Genomic DNA, 14193 nt, shown 5'->3' with positions numbered 1-14193 from the left:
TTATGCCAATCCCTTACCCTGACTGGCTCCCGCTGGCTCAGAAGTCAAAAACACCCAAGCCCGATACCGGGTTCAGGACCGATCAGCCGCAGGTTGGCGCGCCGATTTTCCAGAAACTCACCGACGACCTGAAGACCGGATTCTCTCTGACGTGGATCTTCACTCTGGCAGAACACCGGGCTTTCATGCAGTGGGAGCGCAGTCCTAACTATCTCGATAACAGCAATCAGTGGTTCTCGATGCCTGTTGGAACTGGATCGGGTGCATACGGTGAGCCAGAGATGCAGGAACTGCATTTTACGGCGCGGCCTACATGGTCACAGTCTGGAGGCGTGTTCACCTGGACCGGTGATGTCGTCACCAGGAAGTTACTGAACTCTGATGATGACTACGACGACATTGTTATCGAGCTGCCGGCGCCATGGGCCAGCTGGCTCGACATTATCGTGACCGGGTATCCTGATAATCGGGATCCGGAGTCGCTACCGAGGGTGCCGTAATGCCGAGCTTCCGCGAGTACAAAAGTCAGCGCCCGAACAGGGTGCTTTACGAAACAATCACTTTTCACAACGATGTATTCGGAGAAATCAGGCAGGTAGCTAACCAGATATTTCCGAAGACATTTGCAGGGAAAGAATACCAGCCATGCCGGATGGAAGTGGTCGAAAGCCAGCAAAGTAACACGCCAGTGATCGGCGCTTCGGTTAAGTTCGGGCGCCTGGCGATGGACTTCAAACAGGCGCTCAAGCCATGGAAGGCATTCTCGCGAATTACGCCGATTGCGGTGACTTATCAGCGATTCGATTCCGCTGACATGAACACGCCGCTTAAACCGTGGACGCTGTACGTCAATGATACCTCGATGGATCAGAACGACGTCACCTGTGAGCTTACGCTAAAAAATCCGCTCAACAACAACGTCAGCCCCCTCTACACACCTGAGCTATTCCCGGGCCTCAAAAATGCATAAACAGGAATTCATCGACAGGGTTACTGGCCTGCCGTGGGCTAACCGCGCCTGCACGTTTGATGCGCTGGACTGTTGGGGGCTGGTAGTCCTGTACTACCGGAATGTACTCGGCATCGAACTGCACCAGTCACCGGACTACGAAGCCGGCAGTGAATTTCACACCTGTTTCGCCGGTGAGGTTATTTACTGGCAGCCGGAGAGCATCTTTGTAGATGATGGAATATTTGTCGCATGGTATGGCGCCCAGCCGGTACACGTTGGCCTGATAGTCAACGGCATGGCGTTCCACAGTCGCTGTGAAGGCGGTCACGTTAGATCGGATCCTGTCAGGACCATTCAAAGACTTTACACAAAGGTTGAGTTTTATTCCTATGCCGATAATCGAAATTCAGCGAGTACCAGGGCTACCGAAGGAGAGGATGGCAGCACCGGCCGGGGCGGTGTTCTGCGAGTGGCTTGATACCCAAAACCTGCACGCAGATGTGCGCATTAACCTCAATGGCCGTGAGCTAACCGATAACGACGATGTCGGGTTTGTACTGAACGAATCAGACCGGATTGTCATCTTCGATCAGCCAAAAGGTGGCGGGTTCATGAAGGGCAGCGCCATCATTCTTGGCATGTTTACCTACAAGCAGGACATCAAGTTTATCGGCAAAATTATGTCGAAACTTGTGGCTCAGCCGAATGCTTCTGGCGCCGGAAACTCGAAAACGTCCCCGAATAACAGCCTCAAAGGGCAGACCAACATTGCCCGGAACGGGGAGGCCAGGCCGGATAACTTTGGGCTTGTTCGCGCATTTCCGGACCTGATTCAGGAGTCGCTTTTCCAGTACACCGACAATTTGAAATACGTCACAGAGTTGATGGACTTTGGCCTCGGGAAATACGACGTATCATCGATCCGTTACTCAGAGTCCAATCTCGGGGCCATGGCGGGCTCTTCATACACAATTTACCAGCCCGGACAGGTTATCCCGCTCATTACTGAGGGATATCAGTTCGATGATGTTGACGGGCAGGAGATTCCCGGCCGCAACGAGTCGGACGATTTCCCGATCGAAACGGCAACTGCAAATACCGTTATCAGTGGGCAGTATGCAGGCGGTCAGATTGCAATGAAGATCGTCAAGCAAGACGATTTCGATTATTTCATGGATCTGTCACTTCCGCACCCGGTCACGTTCACAATTAACGTTACCTATCCCGTTCCGGGGAGCACGATAACCGAGGACATTGAGGTATCTGCAGACCTTATCGCTGTGTCAGTTACCAACGACGGTGCAGTAATTAATCCCGTAATTTATTACAACTTCACCTTCAGCGGGTTGATCGGACCTGACGACGTCGATGTGTCTACTGCGACGATAAACACCACAAAATTCATTCTGAACGACAATGGTGCGCTGATTGTTGGGCCTGTATTTTCACCAGTTGAGTCGACTGAGTTGTGGATCCATACGCAGTCAGCCCTGGGTGGAGATAAGCAGACAAACTGGAAAGTTGTGCTGTGGAAAGTCGACATAGACAACGACATGATACCGGGGACCCAGCAGGAATTCGCATACAAACAGACTACGCCTCACGACCATACCAGCGAGACATTTTACCGCACGGACAAGGTTACGCCGACCGCCGGATATGGTCGTTATTCCATCTCATTCCAGCGCACCGATAATAGCTCTGATGTGAGCCGTCTGAAGGTCGAAGCCATCCATGCCGTGAATAAGCGCACTAATGTCACATACCCGGATGACACTATCGTAGAGGTTACGGTCAGGTCGACAAAGGAGGCTACGAGCGGCAGGGAGCGAAAATATAACGCGCTGTTGGGGCGGCATGTAATCAGCTACAACATTGCCACGCAAACGGTCGACTATTCACTGCGATATTCACGAAAGTTCGCTGATATTGCCCTGTTTAACTGGCTTATTCGTGGCAAGCAGCCAGAAGATACCATCGACATTTACGGCCTGTATCAGGTCCAGGCTGAAATCGATGCTATAGACCCGCGGCTGGGCAACTTTGATTACACCTTCGATGATGAGGATGTGGCGTTAGGCGCGCGCATGCAGATGATTTGTGATGCGGCCAGCGTGAGCATCTTCTGGGATGCTGGAGTGTTGTCGTTCGCCCGTGACAAGAAGCAGTCCGCACCAGTTACCGTCTTCAACCGAAGCAATACTGTCGATACCGGTTACTCTATCAGCTATGACATGACGCTGCCGGGCGGCTTTGACGGGGTCGAACTGCAGTACCGGAATCCGACCACGAACAAGCAGGACTTCATTCGTTATCGCATCACCAACGGGGCCATTGTTTCTGGCGCTCCGACGAAGGCGAAGAAGTTCGAGATGATGTACATCCGCGATACATTCCAGGCGGATGAAAGGGCGCTCAGGGAATGCAAGCGGCTCATCTATTCACGAATGACAATGTCCATTACGGCGTTGGCAGACGGGGAATGGGTGAACGTTGGACAAATGGTGCAGGTGCCGGACACATACGACACGAACCAGCAGGCCGGATACATCACCGCTCGCAACGGCAATAACTTCGATACCAGTGAGCGGATTAATTTCTCCGGCAGCATGTTTGTGGTCGTGACTGACTCACTCGGGAATCCAACAGCACGCTATCCGGCGACCCAGCGCAGCGACACCGCGTTCGGGTTCATTGCTGCCATTCCCAACATCAATCTGAACATTTATGACGGATTCGACGTGCAGTCCCCGTCACGCTATGTCATCGCAACATCTACGGAACTGGATGCAACGCAGTGGACTATCACCGCTAAGCAACCGAATGGTGACGGAACCACAGCGCTAACGCTGGAAGAATACAGCGACCTTATTTACTCATGACAAACCAACTCCAACCACAAGCCAGCCATCGTGCTGGCTTTTTTTATGGACAAAACATGACTACTACACCATCGCAAATAGCTGTTCCTTCAGAGCTCCCGCAGGATCTGAAATTTAACGCTGGAAAAATTGATGAGTTCGTAACATCTCCAGGGCATCAATACATTGACAGGAAAGGTGTAGCGCATCGTACAATTGCTGGCATTGATCACGATGCAAATCAGGCAATTCTGAATTATGGCTACATCACGAAGGACTCTTTTGAGTTGGGCAATACCCTCAATACTGCTAACGAAGCTCTTCGCTGGCAAAGCAATGGCTGGTACTACAGATGGGATGGCCCATTCCCCAAAGTAGTACCCGCTGGCTCTACCCCTGAAAGTGCTGGCGGAATTGGTTCAGGTAAATGGATTGGAGTTGGCAATGATGCCACATTACGTGGGGAGTTAACGGACCCTTCAGGTGGAGATAAGCTGGTATCCAGTCAATATGGTGGGACTATCCAGGATAGCTATGTAAGTAGACAACGACCAGTCTCTGCTGGTATTCACCTGTTTATTGTTTATGGCCAGTCCAATGCTAAGGGGCAAGCGGCAAACTCCGCAGGAGCTCCGAGTTTTACATCCCCCCTAAGCCGGTATTACAACGGATCAGTACTGGCACCCATGACGCCGTATATGATTACGTCAAATGATAGCGCAAGCACCGGCTGTGCCTGGCCTGCTTTTGCAAACAAGTACATTGGTCTGAGCGGCAAAGAGTGTGTATTCACAAATAGCGGAAAGGACAGCCAGTCAATTGCTCAGTTACAAAAAGGCGATGCTAGCAATAACTATGCAAATATGCTTACTTTCGTGAATGCAGCAAAACAAAGGGTACTAGCGGAAGGGAAGACCATCTCTGAAATATCAGTTCTGTTTATTCAGGGTGAGCGAGATGAAGCTCTGGCGACAACAAAAGCAGCATACAAAGCTGCACTAACTCAGTTGTGGTCAGATCTGAAGACTGATACGGGTGCCACGCGGCTGTTTAATTTCACTGTAGGTACTTATAACGATTCAACAATGCAGATTAATAGTTGGGCAATTCAGGATGCTCAGAGAGAGTTTAGCGCTGAAAACAATGATGTTTATACTGCATCGGAATTGCTTCCGAGACTGAAGACTCAAGGCATGGGAGTTGATACGGTTCACCTTAATCAGAGAGGATATAATATCCTGGGCGAGGATGGAGCGCGTACAGTTGATGACATTATTAATGGAAACAAAGCGAATGACGGTTTGCCACTTATAGATCGTCAAGGTTCGCTAAGCATGCCATACCAACAGGACTGGATGCTTCATGGAGCGTGGATAACAAAGGCTAATGGCTCGTGGAATTTTAGAGCAGATCAATCAAGGGCTGTTTCTCTGATATCTGCTATTCAAGATAATGCTACAGACTATTTGCTGGTAAAAATACCTACCGACCTGAGTTATCTTCTTTCTGCTGAAGGGACTAATTTTTATGCCTCTGGATACCCAGACTTGCGTGTTCGTTTTGATAAATCCATGTATATGGATCGCGATGAGGGTGGATATACACTGGCGAAAATGTATTTCATTGCCGATGTCCAGGTGCAAGTAAACCTGGCCAGCAAATCATTCAATACTACCGGACGAACTAATCTTGATCTATCCGGTGTGATGACCGGTGTTTTTGGAACTGGTGTGTTTACGTTGACCCACCCTTCCTGCTCAACGATACCGGTTTGTCAGTCAATGACAACTGGTCCAAGTTTTCTCTCGGTGCGACAATCTTCAAATCAGACAGGAACAATTGTCGATTGTGTAGATGCAAGTTCTGCACCAAAAAATATTTACTTCATGATGGACATGAAAGGGATGGTAGTTCCACCAAGGGCATTACCAAATGGCATAGAAGTGTTCTTTACTGTAATTGGAGCAAAGAAAACAGGACTTTAATTCCGTAAGGTAACAAATAAATCTTGAATCAATGTAACGCTGAATGTTGATTCACTGGTTATTGCCGAACAGAATTGATAACATCATGCTCATTGGTAACCTTAGATGAGCATGATGTATGTCAAAACAAGAAAAGATAAAAGCTTTCGATTTCATCAGAGCTATTTCAGTATTAATGATTATAATGTTTCATTTCATATCCATGATCGTAAGGAATGGCGGGGGAAGTTGGAGTGAATATAAGTTAATATCGCCAATGGGTTCCATTGGAGTATCTTTTTTCATCATTATTTCTGGTGCAGGGCTGTACATTAGTTCACAAAACTGGAAGGGTCTATCGAATTTCTATGCGAAAAGATTCAAGGCGATCTTCCCTACTTTCTGGTTCGTTTACTTCATAATGTCATGCATATTGTTTATTTGTGCAGGAAGAGTATATATAGGCTCTGATGTTTACAGGTGGGCGATAACAATAACAGGATTTGATGGGTACTTGTCTTGGTATATTCCTACGTATTATGTTGTCGGAGAGTGGTTCATCGGCTTTATACTTTTAATATACTTGGTATTCCCTATAATCAGAATGTCATTGAATGCGAACAAGGCAGCGACATTTATAGCATCAATCGCAGTTGCCATCGCAGCATTCACATATAACAAGGAGTTGTCTGGGTTTTCGCCTATATTTAATGCGAATGCTGTCTGGAATCCGTTAGTACGGCTGCCAGAGTTTATTTATGGCGCTATCATAGCAGATATGATGATAAATAGGTCAAGATGGATGATTTACATGGTGGCTGTATCATTAATATATCTAATAATCTCTGTGACTACATTTGACAATCTGGATAAAGGTTTTTATAGCGTACCTTCATTATGTGCCATGTTTACAATTATTGCTTTTCTTTACTCTAAACTCAAAGTCCGTGATTCTATCTACGATGTCATTGCATTCTTCTCAACATCATCATTCATTGCATTTTTGATACATCATAAAATAATTGGAATATATTCATTGCACGTGCATGTGGACTATAAAAACCACGTCGCTGTTTATTTATACATGTGCTCTGTGCTATTAACGGTTTTTGCGTTGTCTTACTTTATATCTAAACCATTGAAGTACGTAAATGCATGCTTTAGATAAGCATCGAATTCTAAGCAATTTGTCCTGCGTAGATAATAAAAGCCCACTCAGGTGGGCGCTTTCTTTGGGCTGACGCTCTCATGCTTACCCACCACCCATCCGACCACTACCCATATTGATCGACATCAGGTTCGATGACAAGAAACTAAATTAACCCCACGCACAACTACATAGCCATCTTGGGACGGATTTCTTTCTGCTACCACTTGATCGACTCTGAAAAATGATAATACTGTATGTACATACAGTTAATTTGTGAGGTGCATCGTGGGGTTTCCATCGCCAGCCACAGACTACATCGAGCCGCGGATATCACTTGACGAGGTGTGCTGCACGCACAAAGCGTCTACATACCTGTTCCGGGCAGACTTCACGTCATGGCGAGAAGGTATCAAGAAAGAAGCGCTAATAGTCGTCGACTTCTCGCTTAAACCGGTTGACGGGTCAATCGTCGTTTGCGTGATTGAAAGTGAATTCCGCACGAAGCGGTTCCGCACTTACCCACGGTCGCATCTTGAAGACCTCGACAAGCCGGAACGGAAGGTGCAGCTTCCCGGACCAGATGATACCGGGCTGGAGATTTGCATTCGTGGCGTGGTGACGCATGTTCTGAACGATGCGAGGACGGGTGAGTTTGATGACTGCCCGGTGATGTGATGGTTTTGGGGAAATTGCATAGCTATGCCTTACGACATGGCTGTGCATTCTCTGTGTCACATATGTGTCATGCATGGATGCAGCATAACGAATAGAGAAAGCATGTAGCGACACGCAATGACACAAACCCGGCGCGAGCGCGGAAAAACCTATGTTATTACAGTGTGTTAAATGGTGGTCTACTTTCTTCTAAGCCGTAGGTCACAGGTTCGAATCCTGTAGGGCGTACCATTTAAATCAGTCAGTTACACAAAACACCTCATTTGCTTACACCAATAATTTTTCCCATGTAACGGCTGATGTAAGTGATTTACATCAACGCTCATCAACACTCCATTTCATTTATCGATAGCAAGAGTCGCGCTGGCTCAAACCACCAGAGTGAGCCGAGCTCAGTCAAATTAGATGAGTGAGCGGATGTTTATTTACTGCTTTCAGTGTATTAGCTCAGACTTGACAGGTTTCTGGTGCTGTACACAATAAAACCAGACAGTCAGCTCTGAGCAAGGAACGGACGTGAATGGCCTGAGGGAACCCTAATTTAGGTCACGAATTTGAAAAAGGTAATGATTAAAGTTTTCTCAAAAGTTTGGCTGGGTTGCCAGCATACACTCCTTTTATCAGCACAGGCTTTGTAACCACGCTGCCTGCACCAATCACAGAACCACTGCATATTTCGGTTGTTAAAATTGTTGCTCCACTGCCCACCGATACAGCGTTAGCTAATACAATAGTTATCCAGTTTTCTGCAGAGGCATCTGGTTTTCCGCTTTTGAAAAGATCGTTAGCAAAGGTTACTCCGTGACCAATAAAGCAGTCCTCGCCTAAAGTAACGTTCTCACAGATAAAAGTATGGGATTGCACTTTAGTTCTGTCGCCTATGACACATCCCTTCTGTATCTCAACAAATGGTCCGACAAAAACATCATTACCTAGCCAGCATTCATAAAGATTCACAGGCATAACTATTTTAACATTTTTACCTTGTTCTACATCACGAATACCACTTTCAAATACCTTCATATCAGCTCTACCCTTAACAAGATAATACGGATCAGAATAGCCTAAAAAGCTTGAGTAGTTTTGGCTTTACAAAGTGGGTAAAGTAACTTATCCCCATCGAATTGTTCGCTGTGATGATTATCATGTCCGCTCCTGGCACGAAGTTGGTTGACAGCACGATTATGAAGTCCGCTGCGAGCGAAGAGAAGACATCCTTACTTTTATTTCCTTATCAACAAATAGTGTGTCAAATTTGACATTAAATATAGAATCTCATTTATATTAAGTGATACTGTATACCCTTACATTATTAATGCTTTGAATAAAATATTCAACTCAGATCATTCAAGAGGTATTTATGGGTAAGAACAGCCAACACAGACGCGTGAACAAGATAAAGCAGAAGAACGATAAAAAAAGAGAGCTGACTGCAAAGAGAAATAAAATGATGTATGGAAAGCCTGATATATTTTTTGATGAATCAGGGAATACTGGCGGAAATTTACTTGATTTAACGCAACCTTTTTTCACCTTAAGTTCAAGTAGTATTAATAAACAAGATGCGCTCAAAGCATTAGAACTTACCGGAAGCAAGTCTCCAACGGAGGCTCATTTTAAAACTCTTAGGCGTAGAAAATCAGGTCAGGATGGAATCATTAGGCTTCTTGAAAGTAAATACGTCAATGAAGAAAATGTTAAAATCTTTTTGATTGATAAAAAATATATGTTAATAACAAAGATTGTTGATATTTTAGTCGAAACATGGTGCTTCAATAGGGGGTTGGATCTTTATAAAAATGGACAGAACCTTGCTCTGTCTAATGTTTACTATTTCTGCCTCCCAGCTTTCTGTGGAGAGGAAAAAACAGATCTAATGTATCAGAGATTTATGAATATGATTAGAAGTCAAACCCCTGAATCTATCAATGAGTTTTACGCATCAGTTGATGAACTAAAAGCATGCTCAAGTGACAGAGAATTTATAGATACAATAAATAGAATTAGCATTACAAAGAACGAAATTGATGACATATTAGAAGGTATTGAAAAAAGCTCATTAGACCCTTCCATTCCCAGTCTCTTCAAACATTGTGTAGAGTGGGGTAAATTATACCCCAACGGTTTTCATATCAAGCATGACGATTCCAAAGCGATTACAGAGAAACAAGATATTTTTAATAAATTTATGGACATGTCAAAAATTACGGAGGTGTATGGTTATGACAGAAGGACCTTTGAGTTGCCAATTAAAGCTCGCACTTTAACATTCCATTCATCTCAAGAGTACCCTCAATTACAAATTGTAGATATAGTAGCTAGTGCAGCAGCTTATTATGTTAATTGTTTAAAACGAAATGAATTAGAAGATTACCTCTTTAATGAGCTTCAAAGAATTAAAATAGATAACTATTTTAAAAATATGGTTATATGGCCTACAACCTATGTTACGCCTCAAGAACTAGGAACAGTTTATACAGGCGGACTCAATCCAGCGGATGGAGTTGCAGAATATCTTTCTCAATATCAATAACTGACTTTCTGCGTAATATGGGCCGCATTAGCGGTCTTTTTCTGACCGCATTTTTATTACCTAGTACAGTGATTAACTGTATCACAATGGACCAACATCCGCTTCTGGCACGGAGCGGACTACATTCCAGAGGTCTCGATAGGGAGGGATTCAAATCCCAATTCTTCATTTATTAGTTCAACATTAGCTCTGGATGTTATTTTTTTCTATTAGAGTAAATGCTACATTAATAGCTGTTGCCGGACTTTGAGCCTATTCCGTTAGGTAATAGATGCTGGTTCCAATTGGTGTTCTGGCTGCGAGCAGCTCAACCGGATTACATGGATCGGAGCATTAAAACTTACTGTTTTAAGCCCCGATCTTATCAACTATTGAAATAGACCCTTAGTATTCTTCGTGAAAATTGACCTCTTCAAAATTTATTTCAAATAAGTCATCACTTTCTTTCCCTTTATAAAAGGTGATTTCTTTACTATAAAAACCACTTTTTACCATTCTACTTCTTGCTTCTTTTATACTCTCATCACTAACGCGACACCCAAAATAAATGGCTTTGATAGCATCTCTGCTCAGCCTTTTAAAAAGAATGACATCACATATATTTCCACGACCTTGATGGATGGCCAGATACCACTTTAAAAGATCCCTATCCTCAGGGGATGTGTATTCAACTTTGTATAAGTCCTCATGAACGTGCCTAACAGACAATCTAGTCTCCTGAATATCTTCTGTTTTTTTTAGCAGCCTCACCAGTCCAACATCAGCTTCATCGAGGGTAAGCAGATACCTATATTCTTGCTCATACTCCCAAGGAATTCCTTTTACCGTGGCAAAATGCGTGTAAAAATTATCTTCAAAATATTCATAAATCGCTGTATCTGGAATGTCCTGCCCAGGCCTAACATTAGTGTATTCAACCTTTATTGGGTGTTGCTTCGATACACCACATTGCCGATGAGTTAAATGGTGATAGTTAAATATTGGATGTTCGTTGGAAACTTCGATGACTACACCTGAGTGGTCTTTTGCATAATGAGACCACATCAGTAAATTTTTATGGTTTTCTGTTAGAGATATTATCCCAAATCTTTCAAGACCATAACGGATGTCATTTTCATAAAAATAACGTAATTTATCATCATCAGGTTCGTCATCATCCTCTCTGCTCGCATTGAAAAAGAAGTCAGATTTTTTATTTATTGCTAATTGAGTAGGCTTAGAGTCAAACGGATCGTTTAGAGCTGATGGAGGAGTGAGCCTTAGTAAAGGATCATCAAAAAATGATGCCCTGAACGGCATGTATTTATAAAGAGCTTTCATAATGAAACCTATCTTATTTAAGACCCTATCCCAATAGGATTTTATTCCAGACAATGACACCGCAGGAAAAATACAGCATCGTTTCATCATTTTCTACCTTCTTTTCCCAGCGTGTCAGCATTCTGTGTGAAACAACGGGGAGCAGGTCACAGCTTCCCAACCCGTTATTTCAGCGTGCCGAACTGTTTGTTCTTGAGTGCATATAGTCGGTCGAACTCAGCATAGGGCTCTCCCGTTTCAGCGGCGTGCCGGGTTTTAGCGTCCAGAAGGTCGGGCAAAGGGATCCCATGACTCAGTGAGTGGTAAAGATCATAACCACTGACACAGATAACCCGCTTCCCTTTACCAAAAGCCGTCAGACCTTCAGGCGTAAACCCCATCCAACTGATAAAAACGCCGCGTGTCCAGGTTGCCTTGGTAGTGAGCTTTCCTTCAAATACATGGAGATCGGCAGCCGACGTTCTTTTCTGATGCCACTTTGCCTCCATCAGGTAAAACTCATCATTCAGTCGGAAACTTCCGTCAATCTGTTCGCCTGTATTTCGGAAAGACGAACGGGGAGCAAGCTTAAAGATACTGAACAGTTCAGCAAGCCAAGCTTCAAACCGAAAACCACGTGGATGTGGCGGCAGAGATTTCATCTCGTTCATTTCAGCGATAAGTAAAGGCCAGTCAACACCATGCCATGCCTGGACAGGCTTTACGCCTTTGGCTTCATCGGTGTCAGCGTTTTCTAAGCGGGAAATAAGTGCAAGATAGTCATTACGGCTTTGTTCAGCCTGTTCAGGCATGGATTCCGTTTTATACTGCCAGAGAGCGCCAAGAACCCGCAGAGCGGTCTCACGATCAGCCTGTTTCAGCAAGCATCTAACTCGTTTGGCTTTTGACGTCCCCTCTTCCTGATAACGTTCATCATCAATATCAATGTTCAGTTCTTCATCAAAAAAAGCAGACAAGGTGCGGTTAGAGAAATCCAGTATCCAGCCAGGATCGCTCTCAAACACGAGATTAAACAGCCTCAAATCTTGCATTTTCAGTTTCACGCCTACCTCCTTTTTTTCACAGTATAACGGGATGAAAGTGGAGGAGGAAATGGGTCAGCACCTGTACACCCGCATTAGTGTGTTCTGCTTTTGGCACAGAACTGCCTGTCAGATTAATTTCAGCCCTGTGCCATAACAGTGTCAGATCAAGTAGCGCCTAATAAACTTCAGGCAACATACCCGGATAGTGTTTCGCCACGATTTCATTCATCCTGTCAGTCAGCTCTGGCCGTTTAAACGTAAGATGAGCCGTGCCTTTCTGAAAGTATCGTATCGCAAAGTAATCATCCTCGTAGAGCTGTGACTCACGTTGCTGGTTGATGTGATCCATCAGCCGTATGGTGATATCGTTACGATTATCGGGAATGGGTTTGCTGTCGAGTAGATGAAGCATCCGCTCCAGGTCAGCAAGCTGATCCCGTCGATAACCCCAGGTAAGGCTATACCCCCAGCGGTTGTGACTCACCAGACTGTTAATGATGATCTTCTTGCCGAATTTGCAAGGAGAATTTGTTTTATAGTCCCATGACAACCCTTTGAAAACATTAATGACGCCTCGTTCAAATACGTCGGCCTTGTTACTGTGTAGTTGTTTAAAGGTAGTGATAATGTTTTCTTCACTGATTGCAGGAATATCATCGTTTTCCAGGCTGTTGTTCCACTGGTCACGCGCCTGAGCATCCATCAGGCTCAGCATTCCGGATTTCTTCATCAGATCACGCCAGATACTGCGGTCTAGATTGCAGGTAATGACCTTCATGGCGATTTCTTCTTTTTCCATCAGCCAGCAACCGCAGCGGAAATCCTGCTTCATGGCCCAGTCCAGAGCTGTTTTACCTCCGATGCTGCTGGTGAGTGCAGAAATCTCGGCAAGCTGGTGAATCATCGCCCTGATTCGCTCCAGCGCGACGTTACGTCCGGTGACAACGCGTTCAATATTGGTTGAGCTAATCAGCTCAGTATGGTCTGTAAGAACTTCAGGATTTTGGCTGGTTTGTAATTCCATCATTGGGTATGTCCTTTATATAAAGCAAAGCGCCATCCTTCACCGGATGGCGCTTATGCAGGAGTTGCGAGGTTGAGATAAATTGAGGCGAGTATCGCGGAGCTTGCAGCCACTACTGATGTCGTATATTGCGGACATTGCTTAGTGCTTGCTCAATGCTGGGTGGTTGATTCAGACAGAAGGGATTACCAGTCGAAAGTTTCAACGCCGGGAAGCAGTTCGCCAAAAGCATCAAAGTGGACAGTGGTGATACCATAGCGACGCGTCAGTGTGACAATGAGCCGCCGACAGGCTCGGGACAGCCCCTCCCGCTTAAGTCGCAATACCGGAAATGTCCATGCATCCAGACGGATCAGATAACCAGAGCCGGTGTAATGGACCCACTCAGCATCACCGTAATCCTGATACTGCTGAGAGAGTGCGTGTAATAGTGAGTTATCTTCCTCTGTGATATGCGCCGTGCTGCACTGAATACCGTTAAATCGTGTAACGGCAGGCAGAGGATCGTTAACGATAATCTCACCAGGTTCATCGGCGACAGTCAGCGTATAGCCGTTGTCATTGATGATATTGAGCAGCTCAGCCAGCTCAATACCATCAACTTCAACAGCAATTTTTCCCATATTCAGCGCCAGCACGCTGATGCTGTCGGCTTCAACATTCATCGATATTTTCATTGGTGTAACTCC

Annotated in this window: 13 protein-coding genes and 1 pseudogene; 8 read left to right on the top strand and 6 right to left on the bottom strand. The window is 45.1% G+C overall.

Features of this window, described 5'->3' with window-relative positions:
• The first annotated feature begins 2 nt into the window (after positions 1 to 2).
• The 7 genes from ACG0Z5_RS10675 (at position 3) to ACG0Z5_RS10645 (ending at position 7602) form a co-directional block, all read left to right on the top strand.
• Positions 3 to 500, top strand: a complete 498-nt coding sequence (locus ACG0Z5_RS10675) for a hypothetical protein (RefSeq protein ID WP_394447172.1) — start codon at positions 3 to 5, stop codon at positions 498 to 500.
• Positions 500 to 970 (top strand): hypothetical protein, encoded by a 471-nt coding sequence (locus ACG0Z5_RS10670; protein ID WP_394447170.1) that lies wholly within the window; start codon positions 500 to 502, stop codon positions 968 to 970. The genes ACG0Z5_RS10675 and ACG0Z5_RS10670 overlap by 1 nt, the downstream gene beginning before the upstream one ends.
• Complete coding sequence (locus ACG0Z5_RS10665) at positions 963 to 1430, top strand: NlpC/P60 family protein (RefSeq protein ID WP_394447168.1); 468 nt, start codon at positions 963 to 965, stop codon at positions 1428 to 1430. Before ACG0Z5_RS10670 ends, ACG0Z5_RS10665 begins: the two co-directional genes overlap by 8 nt.
• Positions 1342 to 3834: a host specificity factor TipJ family phage tail protein gene (locus tag ACG0Z5_RS10660; RefSeq protein ID WP_394447166.1), complete on the top strand. Its 2493-nt coding sequence runs from the start codon at positions 1342 to 1344 to the stop codon at positions 3832 to 3834. The genes ACG0Z5_RS10665 and ACG0Z5_RS10660 overlap by 89 nt, the downstream gene beginning before the upstream one ends.
• A 56-nt stretch (positions 3835 to 3890) precedes the next feature.
• Positions 3891 to 5798, top strand: coding sequence for a sialate O-acetylesterase (locus tag ACG0Z5_RS10655; RefSeq protein WP_394447164.1), 1908 nt, complete (start codon positions 3891 to 3893; stop codon positions 5796 to 5798).
• Between the two features lie 118 nt (positions 5799 to 5916).
• On the top strand, positions 5917 to 6945 hold the full coding sequence (locus tag ACG0Z5_RS10650) for an acyltransferase family protein (RefSeq protein ID WP_394447162.1): 1029 nt from the start codon (positions 5917 to 5919) through the stop codon (positions 6943 to 6945).
• 267 nt (positions 6946 to 7212) lie between these two features.
• Entirely contained in the window at positions 7213 to 7602 is a 390-nt protein-coding gene (locus ACG0Z5_RS10645; RefSeq protein ID WP_394447160.1) for a S24 family peptidase, read from the top strand.
• A 570-nt stretch (positions 7603 to 8172) separates the two neighbouring features.
• On the opposite strand, the gene ACG0Z5_RS10640 is transcribed toward ACG0Z5_RS10645, so the two are convergent.
• A complete protein-coding gene (locus tag ACG0Z5_RS10640; RefSeq protein WP_394447158.1) occupies positions 8173 to 8625 on the bottom strand; it encodes an acyltransferase in 453 nt (150 codons plus the stop codon).
• 337 nt (positions 8626 to 8962) lie between these two features.
• Between ACG0Z5_RS10640 and ACG0Z5_RS10635 the strand changes: the two genes are divergently transcribed.
• Positions 8963 to 10135 (top strand): DUF3800 domain-containing protein, encoded by a 1173-nt coding sequence (locus tag ACG0Z5_RS10635; protein WP_394447156.1) that lies wholly within the window; start codon positions 8963 to 8965, stop codon positions 10133 to 10135.
• A 384-nt stretch (positions 10136 to 10519) separates the two neighbouring features.
• Here the strand turns inward: ACG0Z5_RS10635 and ACG0Z5_RS10630 are convergent, their stop codons facing one another.
• The 5 genes and pseudogenes from ACG0Z5_RS10630 to ACG0Z5_RS10610 form a co-directional block, all read right to left on the bottom strand.
• Positions 10520 to 11179: a DUF2971 domain-containing protein gene (locus ACG0Z5_RS10630; protein ID WP_394447343.1), complete on the bottom strand. Its 660-nt coding sequence runs from the start codon at positions 11177 to 11179 to the stop codon at positions 10520 to 10522.
• A 301-nt stretch (positions 11180 to 11480) separates the two neighbouring features.
• Positions 11481 to 11579: pseudogene (locus ACG0Z5_RS10625) on the bottom strand (IS5/IS1182 family transposase); the annotation flags it as partial.
• A 40-nt stretch (positions 11580 to 11619) separates the two neighbouring features.
• A complete protein-coding gene (locus tag ACG0Z5_RS10620; RefSeq protein ID WP_367964309.1) occupies positions 11620 to 12498 on the bottom strand; it encodes a restriction endonuclease in 879 nt (292 codons plus the stop codon).
• Between the two features lie 157 nt (positions 12499 to 12655).
• A complete protein-coding gene (locus tag ACG0Z5_RS10615) occupies positions 12656 to 13507 on the bottom strand; it encodes a DUF4942 domain-containing protein (protein WP_394447153.1) in 852 nt (283 codons plus the stop codon).
• A 182-nt stretch (positions 13508 to 13689) separates the two neighbouring features.
• Entirely contained in the window at positions 13690 to 14181 is a 492-nt protein-coding gene (locus tag ACG0Z5_RS10610) for a DUF5983 family protein (protein WP_394447151.1), read from the bottom strand.
• Between the last annotated feature and the right edge of the window lie 12 nt (positions 14182 to 14193).

The organism is Scandinavium sp. M-37, from assembly GCF_043558715.1.
Classification (GTDB): domain Bacteria; phylum Pseudomonadota; class Gammaproteobacteria; order Enterobacterales; family Enterobacteriaceae; genus Scandinavium; species Scandinavium vulneris_A.
The sequence above is the reverse complement of the archived record's forward strand: the minus strand, read 5'-3'. Positions and strand labels throughout refer to the sequence as shown.